Annotated in this window: 13 protein-coding genes and 2 pseudogenes; 7 read left to right on the top strand and 8 right to left on the bottom strand. The window is 31.4% G+C overall.

Annotated elements, in window-relative coordinates:
* Positions 1-18 precede the first annotated feature (18 nt).
* Positions 19-948, bottom strand: a complete 930-nt coding sequence (locus tag GCU34_RS11195; RefSeq protein ID WP_072782020.1) for a PfkB family carbohydrate kinase — start codon at positions 946-948, stop codon at positions 19-21.
* Between the two features lie 85 nt (positions 949-1,033).
* Positions 1,034-1,396 carry a DUF983 domain-containing protein gene (locus tag GCU34_RS11190; protein ID WP_072782022.1) on the bottom strand — a complete coding sequence of 121 codons (363 nt, stop codon included), beginning with the start codon at positions 1,394-1,396 and terminating at the stop codon, positions 1,034-1,036.
* An 81-nt stretch (positions 1,397-1,477) separates the two neighbouring features.
* On the opposite strand from GCU34_RS11190, the gene GCU34_RS11185 reads away from it, so the two are divergent.
* The gene (locus GCU34_RS11185) at positions 1,478-2,338 is read left to right on the top strand and encodes an AraC family transcriptional regulator (protein WP_072782023.1); all 861 of its coding nucleotides are present in this window, start codon (positions 1,478-1,480) and stop codon (positions 2,336-2,338) included.
* Positions 2,339-2,347: 9 nt separating this feature from the next.
* Here GCU34_RS11185 and rnhA read toward each other — a convergent pair whose 3' ends face one another.
* Both rnhA and purN read right to left on the bottom strand, forming a co-directional pair.
* Positions 2,348-2,824, bottom strand: a complete 477-nt coding sequence (gene rnhA / locus GCU34_RS11180) for a ribonuclease HI (protein ID WP_072782025.1) — start codon at positions 2,822-2,824, stop codon at positions 2,348-2,350.
* Between the two features lie 3 nt (positions 2,825-2,827).
* Complete coding sequence (purN, locus tag GCU34_RS11175; RefSeq protein WP_072782026.1) at positions 2,828-3,397, bottom strand: phosphoribosylglycinamide formyltransferase; 570 nt, start codon at positions 3,395-3,397, stop codon at positions 2,828-2,830.
* Positions 3,398-3,631: 234 nt separating this feature from the next.
* Between purN and GCU34_RS11170 the strand changes: the two genes are divergently transcribed.
* The 5 genes from GCU34_RS11170 (at position 3,632) to pyk (ending at position 8,088) form a co-directional block, all read left to right on the top strand.
* The gene (locus tag GCU34_RS11170; protein WP_002988156.1) at positions 3,632-3,868 is read left to right on the top strand and encodes an acyl carrier protein; all 237 of its coding nucleotides are present in this window, start codon (positions 3,632-3,634) and stop codon (positions 3,866-3,868) included.
* A 196-nt stretch (positions 3,869-4,064) separates the two neighbouring features.
* The gene (gene fabF / locus GCU34_RS11165; RefSeq protein WP_072782028.1) at positions 4,065-5,318 is read left to right on the top strand and encodes a beta-ketoacyl-ACP synthase II; all 1,254 of its coding nucleotides are present in this window, start codon (positions 4,065-4,067) and stop codon (positions 5,316-5,318) included.
* A gap of 9 nt (positions 5,319-5,327) precedes the next feature.
* A complete protein-coding gene (rnc, locus tag GCU34_RS11160; protein WP_072782030.1) occupies positions 5,328-6,071 on the top strand; it encodes a ribonuclease III in 744 nt (247 codons plus the stop codon).
* Positions 6,072-6,181: 110 nt separating this feature from the next.
* A complete protein-coding gene (locus tag GCU34_RS11155) occupies positions 6,182-6,652 on the top strand; it encodes an IPExxxVDY family protein (RefSeq protein ID WP_072782032.1) in 471 nt (156 codons plus the stop codon).
* 5 nt (positions 6,653-6,657) lie between these two features.
* Positions 6,658-8,088: a pyruvate kinase gene (gene pyk / locus GCU34_RS11150; protein WP_072782041.1), complete on the top strand. Its 1,431-nt coding sequence runs from the start codon at positions 6,658-6,660 to the stop codon at positions 8,086-8,088.
* Between the two features lie 46 nt (positions 8,089-8,134).
* On the opposite strand, the pseudogene dinB reads toward pyk, so the two are convergent.
* Positions 8,135-9,243 (bottom strand): annotated as a pseudogene (dinB, locus tag GCU34_RS11145) (DNA polymerase IV).
* Positions 9,244-9,537: 294 nt separating this feature from the next.
* Between dinB and GCU34_RS11140 the strand changes: the two are divergent.
* On the top strand, positions 9,538-9,999 hold the full coding sequence (locus GCU34_RS11140; RefSeq protein ID WP_072782045.1) for a CYTH domain-containing protein: 462 nt from the start codon (positions 9,538-9,540) through the stop codon (positions 9,997-9,999).
* Here the strand turns inward: GCU34_RS11140 and GCU34_RS11135 are convergent.
* The 3 genes and pseudogenes from GCU34_RS11135 to GCU34_RS11125 form a co-directional block, all read right to left on the bottom strand.
* Positions 9,986-10,585 (bottom strand): TetR/AcrR family transcriptional regulator, encoded by a 600-nt coding sequence (locus tag GCU34_RS11135; protein ID WP_072782047.1) that lies wholly within the window; start codon positions 10,583-10,585, stop codon positions 9,986-9,988. The two genes, GCU34_RS11140 and GCU34_RS11135, sit on opposite strands and share 14 nt — an antisense overlap.
* Positions 10,586-10,625: 40 nt before the next feature.
* Positions 10,626-12,020 (bottom strand): efflux transporter outer membrane subunit, encoded by a 1,395-nt coding sequence (locus GCU34_RS11130; RefSeq protein WP_178138331.1) that lies wholly within the window; start codon positions 12,018-12,020, stop codon positions 10,626-10,628.
* A gap of 11 nt (positions 12,021-12,031) precedes the next feature.
* Positions 12,032-15,165, bottom strand: a pseudogene (locus GCU34_RS11125) (efflux RND transporter permease subunit).
* Positions 15,166-15,182 lie beyond the last annotated feature (17 nt).

The following is a 15,182-nucleotide window of genomic DNA, read 5'->3' as shown; positions in this document are numbered from 1 at the left end:
GCAAAACGAGGCATAATTTTATTCATCTAATTCGATTTCGAATTGCGTTAAAGCTTTAAATTGCTGTAAACGAGATGCTACTTCTTTTTTTGTTAAAGCTTCCATTCTTTGAGTTCCAAATTTTTCTACACAAAATGAAGCTAAATTTGAACCGTAAATAATTCCGCTTTTCATATTATCAAAAGAAATATTTTCGCTTTGTGCAATATAGCCAGCAAAACCTCCAGCAAAAGTATCTCCAGCTCCTGTAGGATCAAAAACTTCTTCTAACGGTAATGCAGGTGCAAAGAATACTTCTTTATTATGGAACAATAAAGCACCGTGTTCACCTTTTTTAATTACCACATATTTTGGTCCCATTGCGTGGATTTTCTCAGCTGCTTTAACTAAAGAGTACTCACCCGATAATTGACGTGCTTCTTCATCGTTAATTGTAATAACATCTACTCTAGCAATTACACTCATTAATTCTGGTAAAGCGCAATCCATCCAAAAGTTCATAGTGTCTAAAACTATTAATTTTGGTTTTTCAGTCATTTGGTCTAAAACTCCAGCTTGAACAAGTGGATGTAAATTTCCTAATAAAACTACATCTGAATTTTTATATTGTTCAGGAACAATTGGGTTAAAATCAGCTAAAACATTTAATTCTGTTACTAAAGTATCACGTGAATTTAAATCGTTATGATATTTTCCGCTCCAAAAGAAAGTTTTTCCTCCTTTAACAATCTCGATTCCTTCAATATTTACTCCTTTGTTTTCTAATAAATCAAGGTATTCTTTTGGAAAATCTTCACCAACAACAGATACTACAGCTGCATCAACATTAAAAAAGTTTGAAGCTAAGCCAATATAAGTTGCGGCTCCTCCTAAAATTTTATCAGTTTTTCCAAAAGGTGTTTCAATAGCATCAAAAGCTACTGTTCCTACAATCAATAATTTGTTCATTGAATTTCTATAAAAAAATAAGGTGCAAAGATAATCTTTTAGTTGCAGAGTTGCAAAGAATTAGAATTGCAAAGTTTATATAAATTCAACTCTTGTAATTTTTAAATATGTAAATCCAAATCATGCGTGATAATCGGATATTAAAAAACATCAAAGCTAAAAGTACAATCATAATAAAAGGAAACATATTAAGATCGAAATTTTTATCAAAAAAAGGCCTCATTATGAAATATGTAATCAATGCTTCTGCAACACCTAATGCATAACTCACAAACATAGCGCCAAAGAAAAATCCTGGTTCTTTTTCAAATGTAAATCCACAATTTTTACAAGCCTTGTTCATTTTTGGAAATCCTAGACTAAAATAAAAACTCTTATCAGCAAAAACTTTACCTTTTGAACAATTAGGACATCGATTTGTGAAAATATTTTTAATTTCAACTATCATTGTTTAATTTTAGCAAAATTAGAGACATTAAATCTGATTAAAATAAACTAAATTCGCATATTCTATAACAAAAAGGACATTTTGAAAAATCATCCTATATATGAGATAAATAAATTTAATTACAACACTTTAATTGAAGATGTTTTCATTAACACATTTAAAACTCATCTGTTAACCAATAGTTTTATTGAAAAATCTCATAGTCATAATTTTTATTTATTAGTTTTATTTACTGAAGGTTCTGGAAAACACACGATAGATTTTAAAACCTATAAAATTAAACCCGGTGCTTTCTTTTTACTACAACCAGGACAAATTCATAGTTGGAAACTCTCATCTGATATTGAAGGTTACATTTTATTTTATACTAGCGAATTTTATAATTTACATTTTGCTAAAAAAAGAGTTGACCATTATTCTTTTTTTAATTCAACAAAAAGTAATCCCGAAATTAAATTAGAAACAGAAGAAATTAAAACAATAAGCAACTATTTTCAGCAAATTTTAGAAGAAAACAAAGCTCAAAATTTATACAAAAAAGATAAAATTACACTTCTATTAGATATGCTTTTAATTGAATTAGCAAGAAAGTATCGTTTTACAGAAACACACTTAAGTTCTTCATATCAAAACAGAATAGAGCAATTTGAAAACATATTGGAAATGCACTTCAAAAACGAAAAATCACCCTCATTTTATGCTTCAAAATTAAATATTAGTTTAAAACACCTGAACAGAGTTTGTAAAGAAGTTTTAAATCAAACTGTAACTGAAACTATTAGGAAAAGAATTATTTTAGAAAGTAAAAGAATGCTTGTGCTAAAAAAATATACAATAAGTGAAATTGCTGACGAATTGAACTTTGAAAGCCATTCTTACTTTGCCGAAATATTTAAAAAACAAACTGGCATAAGCCCCAAAGAATTTGTGAAAAAAAATTAATTTAACTAATTACACTCCTTTTTCTTCTCTCTCATAAAACTCGTCTACAGATAACTTTTCTTGTTGCGATGCCATAACAGCTAATGCATCGCAGCGTTCGTTTTGAGGATGATTATTGTGTCCTTTAATCCATTGAAAGTCGACTTGGTGTTTGCGGTACACTTTTAAGAATCGCATCCACAAATCGGGATTTTTCTTAGCTTTGAAATTGATTTTTTCCCACTGAAACACCCATCGCTTTTCCACCGCATCCACGACATATTTTGAATCGGAAATTACTAAAACTTTCGTTTTTGGTTTTTTTAATTTTTCCAAACCTACAATTACGGCTAATAACTCCATCCTATTATTAGTCGACAATCGGAAACCTTCAAAAAATTCTTTTTTATAAGGAGTTCCCACCATTTCCATAACAACACCATAACCACCAGGACCTGGATTCCCTTTAGATGCACCATCTGTATATATGTGAACTTCGTACGACAAAACTTAAGCTTTAGAATTTAAAATTTCTGAAATTACTTCTGGAAAAAACTCATGTTCTAACAAATGAACTTTCTGAGCAATTTCTTCTGGAGTTGTGCAATCTTCAATATTCACTGCTTTTTGAAAAATAAATTCACCTTCATCATAATGTTCATTTACATAATGAATTGTAATCCCTGTTTCGGTTTCTTTATTGTTTAAAACTGCTTCATGAACAAATTTACCATACATGCCTTTTCCACCATATTTTGGCAACAATGCAGGATGAATGTTGATAACTTTATTTGGATACTGTTTTATAATAGCACTTGGAAACATCCACAAAAAACCAGCTAAAACTATTAAATCTGGTGTAATTTTATTTATTTTTTCTAATACAGAACCTTCAGTTAATTGTTGTTTATCAAACAAAACAACATCGACATTATTATCCTTTGCTCTCGTAATAACTTTTGCATTTGGATTGTTTACAAAAACGGCGCTTACAGTTCCCTGACCAGAATTTTGGAAATATTTTATAATATTTTCGACGTTAGTGCCATTTCCAGAAGCAAATAAAATTATTTTTTTCATTATTTATTTTTTTACCGTTAAGACGAAGTGAATTCGCCGTTCATATTAGTAAAATTCAGCTTTTACAATGATTTTCATTACGCAAAAAAAAGAATAATATTTGGTAAAAAATAGAAAAAAAGAGTCTTTGTGAATTATTTTTTTTAAATTCGTAGTCACATTTAATCACAAAAATGTTGTTTTAAAATAAAGTTTTTTATTTTTGCCAACAAATTAAATTAAAAATTAAAGATTATGTCAGACATTGCATCAAGAGTAAAAGCGATTATCGTAGACAAATTAGGTGTTGACGAAAACGAAGTTGTAGCTGAAGCAAGCTTCACAAACGATTTAGGAGCTGATTCATTAGACACTGTTGAGCTAATCATGGAGTTCGAAAAAGAATTCGATATTCAAATTCCAGATGATCAAGCAGAAAACATTGCTACTGTTGGTCAAGCTATTTCTTACATCGAAGAAGCTAAGAAATAATATTAAACACCCGTTATCTATGGATTGACGGGTGTTCTAATTTTATTACATTAGTTTACAATCTTTTACTTAGATTTGTAAAAAACATTGATTGTATTACAATCATTAGAAATAAATCATATGTAATACCCATTGTTTCTTTTAGTTTTTATTAAAAGCACTATGGGTTTTTTTATATAACACTAAAATCAATTCTATGCAACTAAAGCGTGTAGTAGTAACTGGGCTTGGAGCCTTAACCCCTATTGGTAATAATCTTCAAGAATACTGGGAAGGTTTAATTAACGGGAAAAGCGGTGCTGCACCCATAACATATTATGATACCGAAAAGCATAAAACTAAGTTTGCTTGCGAAGTAAAAAACTTAAATATCGAAGATTTTATCGATAAAAAAGAAGTAAGACGCTTAGATAAATTTGCTCAATATGCAATTGTTGCAAGTGATGAAGCAATTAAAGACGCTGGTATTACATTAGAAAATGTAGACAAATACAGAGTTGGTGTTATATGGGGTGCTGGTATTGGAGGTTTACAAACTTTCCAAGATGAAGTAATGAATTATGCAGCTGGAGATGGAACTCCTCGTTTTAATCCATTCTTTATCCCAAAAATGATTGCTGATATTGCTCCTGGACACATTTCTATGAGAAATGGTTATATGGGACCAAATTATACAACTGTATCTGCTTGTGCTTCATCTGCGAACGCATTAGTAGACGCTTTCAATTACATTCGTTTAGGTATGTGCGACGTAGTAGTTTCTGGTGGTTCTGAAGCCGCTGTAACTATTGCAGGTATGGGAGGATTTAATTCTATGCAAGCTTTATCTACACGCAACGACAGTCCGGAAACGGCATCTAGACCATTTGATGCAACAAGAGATGGATTTGTACTTGGTGAAGGAGCAGGAGCTCTTGTATTAGAAGAATACGAACATGCGAAAGCGCGTGGTGCTAAAATTTATTGTGAAGTAGGCGGCGGAGGTTTATCATCAGATGCTTATCACTTAACTGCTCCACATCCAGAAGGAATTGGTGTTATTGCAGTAATGAAAAATTGTTTACGCGATGCAGGTATGAATCCTGAAGATGTAGACCACATCAATACTCACGGAACTTCAACACCTCTTGGAGATGTTGCAGAATTAAAAGCAATTAGTGCTGTTTTTGGTGATCACGCCAAAAGCTTAAACATAAATTCAACTAAGTCGATGACAGGCCACCTTTTAGGAGCAGCTGGTGCTATTGAAGCAATTGCATCTATTTTAGCAATTCAACATGGTATTGTTCCACCAACTATTAACCACAGCGTTGTTGACGAAAACATTGATCCTTCGTTAAACTTAACTTTAAACAAAGCTCAAAAAAGAGAAGTTAAAGTTGCTATGAGTAATACTTTTGGTTTTGGAGGACACAATGCATGTATGTTATTCAAAAAATACGAAGGGTAATATATAAGCATGCGCAGATTACTTAGTAAAATATCAAAAAATTCCCGTTCCCCAGAAGACGGGATTTTTTTTGAAAAAATCTACAAAATACTAGGATTTAAACCTTCTGATTTAAAATTCTACAAAAACGCTTTTACACATCGCTCTACAAATAAGACTGACGAAAAAGGAAATCCGTTTAATTATGAACGTTTAGAATTTTTAGGAGATTCTATGCTGGGAAGTGTAATTGCAGCACATTTATACAATGAAGTTCCAACTGGAGATGAAGGTTATTTAACAAAAATGCGTTCAAAAATTGTGAGTAGAGAACATTTAAACGAATTAGGACGCGATTTAAGACTCATCGATCTTGTTGAAAGTAAAGTTAACCCGCAACATTTTGGCGAAAATATACACGGAAATATTTTTGAAGCATTAATTGGTGCTATTTATCTTGATAAAGGTTTTCTTTTTTGTGAAAAATTTATTCAAAATAGAGTAATTAAACCTTATGTTGATATTCCTAAACTTGAAGGAAAAGTCATCAGTTATAAAAGTTTGATTATTGAGTGGTGTCAAAAAGAGAAAAAAACTTTTCAATTTGAAACTTTTGAAGATAATGGAACCGAAGAACAAAAATATTTTGGTGTAAAACTTCATATTGACCAAAAAGTTATTGCTCGAGCTCGAGCTACTTCAAAAAAGAAAGCTGAAGAAAAAGCTTCTCAAAGAGCATATTTTGCATTACAAGCTCAAATTGAGAAAAAATAATTTTTTTAGGGTAGCTATAACGTTTTCGTTAAAAAATAAGGCTGTTTTATGAATATTTTATCAATTTTGTAGCTAATTAATACTATATTTGAACAAATTTGTGTGTAAAAATGGCAATTCATAAAATTCTAATCGACGACTTATTAAGTTCAGATTACGAACTTATTGCAATTCATTCAAATTTAGAAGATTATAGACTTGCTTATTTAATCAATAAAGTACTAGAAATAAAACTTACTAAAAACGATTTTGATGTCGAATTAAAGTCAAAAGACGGTAAATCAATTTTCGAACATTTTATTTTTGATGATGAATTGCAAGATTTATGCTGGCATTTAGTAAGTAATAAAAGTAATTATATTTCTAAAAACAGTAATTTAGGTTTATTTGATGATGTTAATGCAACAATGAGCTTGATTCCTGAATTTAAAACTGCAGATTATATCTTGAAAATAGATAATACAGATGATTATTTTGAGCCAGAAATTATCTTAAAAAAACTAAACGAAATAACCAATGTTTCATTGGTTTACAAAATAGAACAAAACAAACTAAAATCTAAAAACAATTTAATTTTTTAAAAGTAATGCCAACAAACAAAAAAACTAAAATTGTTGCCACTTTAGGCCCTGCTAGTAATGAGAAAAGCATCATGAAAGCAATGATTGACGCTGGTGTAAATGTATTTCGAATTAATTTTTCTCATGCTGATTATGAAGATGTTAAAACTAGAATCGCATATATTAGAGAATTAAACGAAGAATTTGGATACACTACTTCAATTTTAGCCGATTTACAAGGTCCAAAATTACGCGTAGGCGTAATGAAGGAAGATGTTGTGGTAAACAAAGGCGATAAAATTACATTTACAACTGCTGAAGATGTATTAGGAACTGCGGAAAGAGTTTACATGAATTACAAAGAGTTCCCAAGAGATGTAAATGCTGGAGAACATATTTTATTAGACGACGGTAAACTAATATTTGAAGTTGTAAAAACAGACAAAAACACTGAAGTAGAAGCTGTTGTATTACAAGGTGGACCTTTAAAATCTAAAAAAGGAGTAAACTTACCAAACACAAAAGTATCGTTACCGGCCTTAACAGAAAAAGATATTCGTGATGCTATTTTTGCTATTGAGAATAAAGTTGACTGGATTGCACTTTCGTTTGTTAGAACTCCAGAAGATTTAGCAGATTTACAAGATTTAATCTCGAAACATTCAGATCATAAAATTCCAATTATTGCTAAAATTGAGAAACCAGAAGCGGTTGAAAACATCGATAAAATTGTTGCTTTTTGCGACGGTTTAATGGTTGCTCGTGGAGATTTAGGAGTGGAAGTTCCTGCTGAAGAAGTTCCATTAATTCAGAAAAAATTAATTAACCGCGCTAAAACTGCACGTATTCCTGTAATTGTTGCTACTCAAATGATGGAAACAATGATTACAAGCTTAACTCCTACAAGAGCTGAAGTAAACGACGTTGCAAACTCGGTTATGGATGGTGCTGATGCTGTTATGCTTTCTGGAGAAACTTCTGTAGGAAACTATCCAGTTCAAGTAATTGAAACAATGACTAGAATTATCGAAAGTGTTGAACACTCTCCATTAATTAAAGTTCCGTTAAACGCTCCGCACATTAGAACCAAACGTTTTGTAACAAAATCTATTTGTTATCATGCCGCAATTATGGCCGATGATATTAATGCAAAAGCAATTACTACATTAACAAATAGTGGTTATACTGCATTCCAAATTTCTGCTTGGAGACCAAAATCACACATTTTAGTATTTACATCAAATAAATATATCTTAACGCAATTAAACCTATTATGGGGAGTTCGCGCATTTTACTACGATAAATTTGTAAGTACAGATGATACTATTGATGATTTAAATAAAATTTGTGAAGAAAAAGGTTACCTACTAAAAGGCGATATGGTTGTAAATCTTGCAGCAATGCCAATTATGAAAAAAGGTATGGTAAATACTTTACGTATTTCGGAAATTGAATGATTCATTCTTTTTATACATAAAAAAAACCAGCTTTCAGCTGGTTTTTTTATTCTTTAAAGTCAAATTTTAATTGAACGGATATACTTTTTTGTGGTGGCTCTTTTTCTTTTTTAGATTCGGTATTCAAATTATGTAATGAAAGTCCAAGTAATCGAACCGAATTTTTCAATCGCTCTTGATATAACAATTCTTTTCCAACATCGATAATCAAATTTTTATCAGCAACAAAATAAGGCAAAGTTTTACTGCGAGTTTGTAAAGTAAAATCGGAATATTTTAACTTTAACGTAATGGTTTTTCCTGCGACTTTACTTTTTTGTAAACGCTTTTCAAGTTCATTTGCAATACTGATTATTTTCTCTTCTAAAAACACTTCGGAAGTTAAGTTTTCAAAGAAAGTGCGTTCAGCTCCAACCGATTTCAAAGTTCTATTTGGCTTAACCTGACTTTTATGAATTCCGCGAGAAATTTGGTAATAATACTGTCCGCTGTTACTAAAATGTTTCTCTAAAAACTCCAATGACTTTTGTTTTAAATCGTAACCCGTAAAAATTCCTAATTGGTACATTTTTTCAGCGGTAACTTTACCTACACCATAGAATTTTTTACGTCGAGTTTCTCCAAAAAATCTTCAACTTCATCAGGATTTACTGTTTTTTGACCATTTGGTTTATTATAATCAGAAGCTACTTTTGCCACAAATTTATTCACTGAAATTCCTGCAGAAGCTGTTAAACCAACCTCATCGTAAATACGTTTTCTAATTTCTTGAGCAATTAAAGTAGCGCTTTGCAAGTTCTTTTTATTTTCAGTAACATCTAAATAAGCTTCGTCTAAAGAAAGTGGTTCAACCAAATCAGTATATTCTAAAAATATTTTTCTAATTTTTTTCGAAATTTCTTTATAACGATCAAACCTTGGTCTCACAAAAATTAATTCGGGACATAAACGTTTTGCCTGAACAGCACTCATGGCGCTTTTTACACCAAATTTTCGTGCTTCGTAACTCGCTGCCGAAACTACGCCACGAACTTCGCTTCCGCCAACAGCTAAAGGTTTTCCTTTGAGTTCAGGATTATCCATTTGTTCTACAGATGCATAGAATGCATCCATATCTACATGAATAATTTTTCTATGTTTTTCTTCCTGAAGCATGTAACAAAATTAGTTTATTATTAATTATCAATTTTGCAAATCTCACTCAAAATAAAAATTAGAAGCTATTATTTTAACTATTCATTTTCTTTGCTTGTCCAAAGAAAACGAATCAAAAGAAAGGACACTTTTACGAGAAATTTTTAATCTTCGATTAAAATCGTTTGAAAAACTCTGCGTTGCTTTGCTCCTGTTTTCAGAGCTTTTTCAAACTATTTTGCGTAAAAGAATACAAAGCTTCGCTTTGTTTAAAAAAACTAAAATAAATAAAGTATTTTTGAGAAAACATCTTTTATGATTGAAATTGAACGCAAATTTTTAGTTAACAACAATTCGTTTTTAGACGATTTTAGTCGTAGTAACAGAATTGTGCAAGGTTATTTATCATCTCACCCTGAAAGAACGGTTAGAGTTCGAATAAAGGGCGAAAATGGTTATTTAACCATAAAAGGAAAGAGCGAAGGATTTTCTCGTTATGAATGGGAAAAGGAAATTGCTATTGAAGAAGCAGAAAAGCTATTACAACTTTGCGAAACGGGAGTTATTGATAAAATTCGTTACGATGTAATTGTGGGAACTCATATTTACGAAGTTGATGTGTTTTATGGCGAAAATGAAGGTTTAGTTTTAGCCGAAATTGAATTACAAACTGAAGATGAAACTTTTGAAAAACCTAATTGGCTAGGAACAGAAGTAACTGAAGATGTAAAATATTACAATTCTTATTTAAGCAAACATCCTTTTAAAACGTGGTAAGTAATACTAAATTGGGATTTGTTGCTATTCCTTTTAAGCGATATGTAATTAAATAGTTTACTATTTCGGTTTCCGAATGTTGGCTGATAATTTTTTCGTACCAAATACGTTTATCTACATTTTCAAAATTTACTTCAATAAAGAAGTCGATGTCTAAATTGGCTTCTATAAATCCTTTTTCCTGCGCTTCAATTAATAAAGGTTTGATAATTCCTTTACTGAAATGTTCTCTGTTTGAAAGAAAACTTTTCATAACTTTATTTTGATATTTCTGTAAACTTTGAATAAAAACAGGATCGATTGACTTTATCGTCCTAATTGAAAAAGTATAAATCTTGATTATTTTTTGTAACGGATTTAATTCTTCTACTTCATTTATGACTTGAACCTCAACTAAAAAGTTTTTCCAAAGCTCATCTACTGTTTCAAAAAGCAAAGTTTCTTTATTTGTAAACAAAGCATACAAAGTTTTCTTAGACACACATAACTTTTCTGCTATATCATCCATTGTAAAACTTTTAACGCCATATTTTAAAAAATAGCTTAGCGCTTCGTTTACTATAAATTTTCTTTTTGATTCTTCCATAACAAAAAAAGCCCTACAAATGAGTAGGGCAATATTTTAATTATTGGCTTCCGCCTCCTAATGCTTTATATAGTGTAATAACAGCATTTAATTGATTAAATTTATTGTTAATAAAGTTTAGTTCTGTATTTAAAGCATTATCTTTTGCTGTTAACACTTCTAAATAATTAACCATACCATATTTTAATAACTCATCCGAATAACTAGCAGCATTTTTTAACGCGTTTAATTGTTGCTCTCTTAAAACTAATTTATCTGTTTCGTTTTGATAACTCGCTAATGCATCTGAAACTTCTTTTCCGGCTGTTAGAAGTGTTTTCTCATAATTTAAATAAGCTTTTTGCTGATTTGCTTTAGCAACTTCTAATCGTGTTTTATTTTGACGTTGATTAAAAATTGGTTGTGTAATACCTGTAATTACATTTGCAAAAATAGAATTAGCCGAAAGCCAATTTTTTAATTCTAAACTTTGGAATCCACCTGTTGCAGTAATGGTTAATGCTGGATAAAAATTACTTCTTGCAACATTAGCTAACTCAAAGGTATTTCTAAAACCCATTTCTGCTGCTACAACATCTGGTCTGTTACTCAATAATAAAGCAGGTACACCTGTTTTAATATCTGCTGAAATATTTTGATCTTTAAAACTTGTTTTAACAATTGTTCCAGGTTTTTTATTTAGCAATAAATTGAAAGAATTTTCCATTACTTTTAAATTGTATTCTAAATCTTTCAACGTAATTTCTGTAGCCCATTTTTGTGCTTCGGTTTGTTTCACCGCTACTTCATTTACACTTCCCGATTTTTTTAAAGCTGAAATTACTTCAACACTTTGAACACGATTTTCCAAGGTTTGCTTTACTACTTTAATTTGTTCTTCGGTAGCTAACATTTGATAATAAAGCGATGCTATTCTTGCAATTAAATCAGATTGAACCGCTCTAGTAGCTGCTTCAGTTTGCAAATAACTAGCTAATGTTGCGCGCTTATTACTTCTAATTTTTCCCCAAATATCAGCCTCCCAACTTAATTTAGAAGACAATTCGTATTGATCGATACTACTAAATAAACGACCAAATTGGCTATTAGCGGATGTTTCTTGATGTGTCCAAGTAGCATTTAATCCTATATTTGGTAAATATCCTGCCTTTCCTTGTTTCATTGTAGCTTCAGCAGCAACCATGTTTTGAATGGCAATTTGAAGATCTAAATTATTTTGAATTCCTTCTTCAATATAACTCTGTAACTGAGCATCAGTGAATAATTCTTTCCAAGAAATCATTCCGATAGATGTACTATCTAAAATTGCTTCTGTTCTATATAAATTCTCGGTTTCTAATTTTGGTTCCTTATAATCTTTAGCTACAAAACACGATTGTAATGTTAGTGAAACTAATACAACCAAAAATCCTATTTTAATTTTTCTGTTTTTCATTTTTATTTGCATTAGTGATTAACTTCTTCGATTGCAGGTTTGCTACTCACTTTTTCTTGTAAATATTGGAACACCACAAATAGAACTGGAATAATTAAAATTCCAATAACAGTTCCTATTAACATTCCGCCAATTGCTCCTGTTCCAATTGCCTGGTTACCAGTTGCTCCAGCTCCTTTAGCTAACATTAACGGCAACAATCCTAAAATAAAAGCAAAAGAAGTCATTAAAATAGGTCGTAAACGCGCTACCGCACCTTGTACTGCCGCTTGAGTTATACTTAAACCTTTTCGTCTAGCTTCTGCAGCAAATTCCACAATTAAAATGGCATTTTTAGCTAATAAACCAATTAACATGATGAGTGTAATTTGTAAGTAAATATTATTACTCACATTGAAAATGTTTGCGAAAATATAGGAACCCGCTAAACCAACTGGTAACGATAATAATACAGCAAATGGCAATATATAACTTTCATATTGTGCTGATAATAAGAAATATACAAACACTAAACATAACATAAAAATAAACACTGTTTGTCCGCCTGCGCTTTTCTCTTCACGTGTCATTCCAGAATATTCATACCCATAACCAAAAGGCAAAGTTTCTTTTGCAACTTGTTCCATAGCAGTAATTGCTTCACCTGTACTATATCCGGGAGCAGGTGCACCAGAAATTTTTACTGACGTAAACAAGTTGAAACGTGAAATACTTTGTGGACCAAACACTTTTTTAAGCGTTACATATTGTGATATTGGCGCCATAGTACCACTACTATTACGAACCATTACTTTATTTAAAGACTCTGGGTTATTTCTAAACTCAGGTTCCGATTGATACATTACACGATATTGTTTACCAAACTTGTTAAAGTTTGAAGCGTAAACTCCACCATAATATCCTTGCATTGTTCCTAAAACATCATTTACTGTTAATCCAGATTTTTTGATTAACGGAACATTCAATTCAATCTCATATTGTGGGAAATTTGGTGAGAAAGAAGTTGCCGCATATTGAATTTCAGGGCGATTATTTAAGGCTCCTAAAAACTTTCCAGATACTTCATTTAACTCTTGAATAGTTCCACCTTTTGATCTTGTAACTGAACTTCAAATCCACTACTAAATCCAAAACCTGTTAAAGTAGGTCTCGCAAAATAAATTACTTTAGCATCTTTTACAGCACTAGTTCTTTTAAAAAGTTCTTGAACAACGGCATCAATATGTTGATTTGTATCTGGTCTATCTGCCCATGGTTTTAATCGTACGATAATCATACCGTAATTACTACCTGTACCACTGATTAAACTTCTACCAGAAATACGCAAAATTTTATCAACTTCTGGAATATCTTGAACAGCTTTTTCTATCTGTAATAATACTTCCTCCGTTCTTTCTAAAGAACTTCCTGGCGGCAATGACACATCAGACATAATTCCACCAGTATCTTCACTAGGTACAAACGCCTTTGGTGTAATGTTCATTAACCAAACAAACAACCCTGCAAATACAGCAATACTTAAAAAGGCTAACCATTTTTTATTAATAAAAAATTGAACCGATTTTTGATATTTACGAGTTGTAGCATCAAATGCAGTATTAAATGCACTGTAGAAACGATCTAAAAATCCTTTATGTTTTTTGTCTTTATCATGCTCTTTTAAGAAGATGGCACATAAAGCAGGCGAAAGCGTTAATGCATTAACTGCTGATAATACAATTGCAACTGCTAATGTTAAACCAAACTGTTTATAGAAAACTCCGGCTGAACCGCTAATAAATGAAACTGGAATAAATACTGCCGACATTACCAACGTAATTGATATAATAGCTCCACTGATTTCATTCATGGCGCTATGCGCAGCCTTTTTAGGATTATGTTCACCAGCCTCCATTTTAGCATGAACGGCTTCTACAACTACAATAGCATCATCCACAACAATACCAACCGCTAATACTAAAGCAAAAAGCGTCAGCATATTTATTGTGAATCCGAAAAGGTTAAGGAAGAAAAAAGTCCCTACAATTGCTACAGGTACTGAAATAGCCGGAATTAATGTTGAACGCCAATCTTGTAAGAAAACAAAAACAACAATAAATACTAATATGAAAGCTTCAAATAGTGTATGAATTACTTTTGAAATTGATTCGTCTAAGAAATCATTAGCATTAACTAATGAAGTATAATTTACTCCTGAGGGGAAATTTACTGAAGATTCTTCTAATACTTTTAAGGAACATTCAATTACTTCTTGAGCATTTGATCCTGCAGTTTGTGCAATTGCAACTGCAATAGATTGGTTTCCATTCATTAAAGTATTACTCTCATAATTAACAGCTCCTAATTCGATACGAGCAACGTCTTTTAATCGTAAAACTTCTCCATTTTGAGTAGAACGAATAACTATTTCTTCAAACTCTTGTGTACTTTGTAATCGTCCTTTATATTTTAAAGTATATTGAAAAGTTTGATTGGCACTTTCACCTAACTGACCAGGTGCAGCTTCAATATTTTGTTCTGATAAAACAGACATAACATCTGAAGGAACTAATCCGTAAGACGCCATAATATCAGGTTTTAACCAAATACGTAATGAATAATCTTTTTGTCCGAAAACCATTGCTTCCCCAACACCTGGAACCCTTTTAATTTTAGGTAAGATGTTGATATTCGCATAGTTTTGTAAGAACGTCATGTCATATTCAGGATTTTCACTATACAAAGAGAATATTAAAATATTATCACTTTGTCTTTTCATAGTTGTTACACCTGCTCTTGTTACCTCTTGTGGTAATAAAGAAGTCGCTCGAGAAACACGATTTTGAACATTTACAGCTGCTAAATCGGGGTTTGTACCTAATTTAAAGTAAATATTTATAGATGCCGAACCATCATTACTTGCTGTAGAAGTCATATACATCATATCTTCAACTCCGTTTATTTGCTCCTCTAATGGTATTACAACCGAGTTCATTACAACTTCGGCACTTGCACCTTGATAATTTGCAGAAACCGTAACCGTTGGCGGTGCAATTTCAGGATATTGAGATACGGGCAAAGCCATTAATCCCAAAACACCCAATATCACAATGATAATAGAAACCACTGTTGACAATACAGGTCTGTCAATAAATTTTGAAAACATATCTTAGTTGATTAGTT

Origin of the sequence: Flavobacterium haoranii (genome assembly GCF_009363055.1) — a bacterium.
Taxonomy (GTDB): Bacteria; Bacteroidota; Bacteroidia; order Flavobacteriales; family Flavobacteriaceae; genus Flavobacterium; species Flavobacterium haoranii.
This window is presented reverse-complemented; position numbering and strand designations above follow the sequence as displayed.

Bases quoted from the DNA above. Each gene is read 5' to 3' on its own strand.
- GCU34_RS11135 (WP_072782047.1), bottom strand. From the start codon at position 10,585: ATGGAAGAATCAAAAAGAAAATTTATAGTAAACGAAGCGCTAAGCTAT.
- GCU34_RS11170 (WP_002988156.1), top strand. From the start codon at position 3,632: ATGTCAGACATTGCATCAAGAGTAAAAGCGATTATCGTAGACAAATTA.
- GCU34_RS11190 (WP_072782022.1), bottom strand. From the start codon at position 1,396: ATGATAGTTGAAATTAAAAATATTTTCACAAATCGATGTCCTAATTGT.
- GCU34_RS11130 (WP_178138331.1), bottom strand. From the start codon at position 12,020: ATGAAAAACAGAAAAATTAAAATAGGATTTTTGGTTGTATTAGTTTCA.
- GCU34_RS11155 (WP_072782032.1), top strand. From the start codon at position 6,182: ATGGCAATTCATAAAATTCTAATCGACGACTTATTAAGTTCAGATTAC.
- rnc (WP_072782030.1), top strand. From the start codon at position 5,328: ATGCGCAGATTACTTAGTAAAATATCAAAAAATTCCCGTTCCCCAGAA.
- fabF (WP_072782028.1), top strand. From the start codon at position 4,065: ATGCAACTAAAGCGTGTAGTAGTAACTGGGCTTGGAGCCTTAACCCCT.
- GCU34_RS11195 (WP_072782020.1), bottom strand. From the start codon at position 948: ATGAACAAATTATTGATTGTAGGAACAGTAGCTTTTGATGCTATTGAA.
- GCU34_RS11140 (WP_072782045.1), top strand. From the start codon at position 9,538: ATGATTGAAATTGAACGCAAATTTTTAGTTAACAACAATTCGTTTTTA.
- pyk (WP_072782041.1), top strand. From the start codon at position 6,658: ATGCCAACAAACAAAAAAACTAAAATTGTTGCCACTTTAGGCCCTGCT.
- purN (WP_072782026.1), bottom strand. From the start codon at position 3,397: ATGAAAAAAATAATTTTATTTGCTTCTGGAAATGGCACTAACGTCGAA.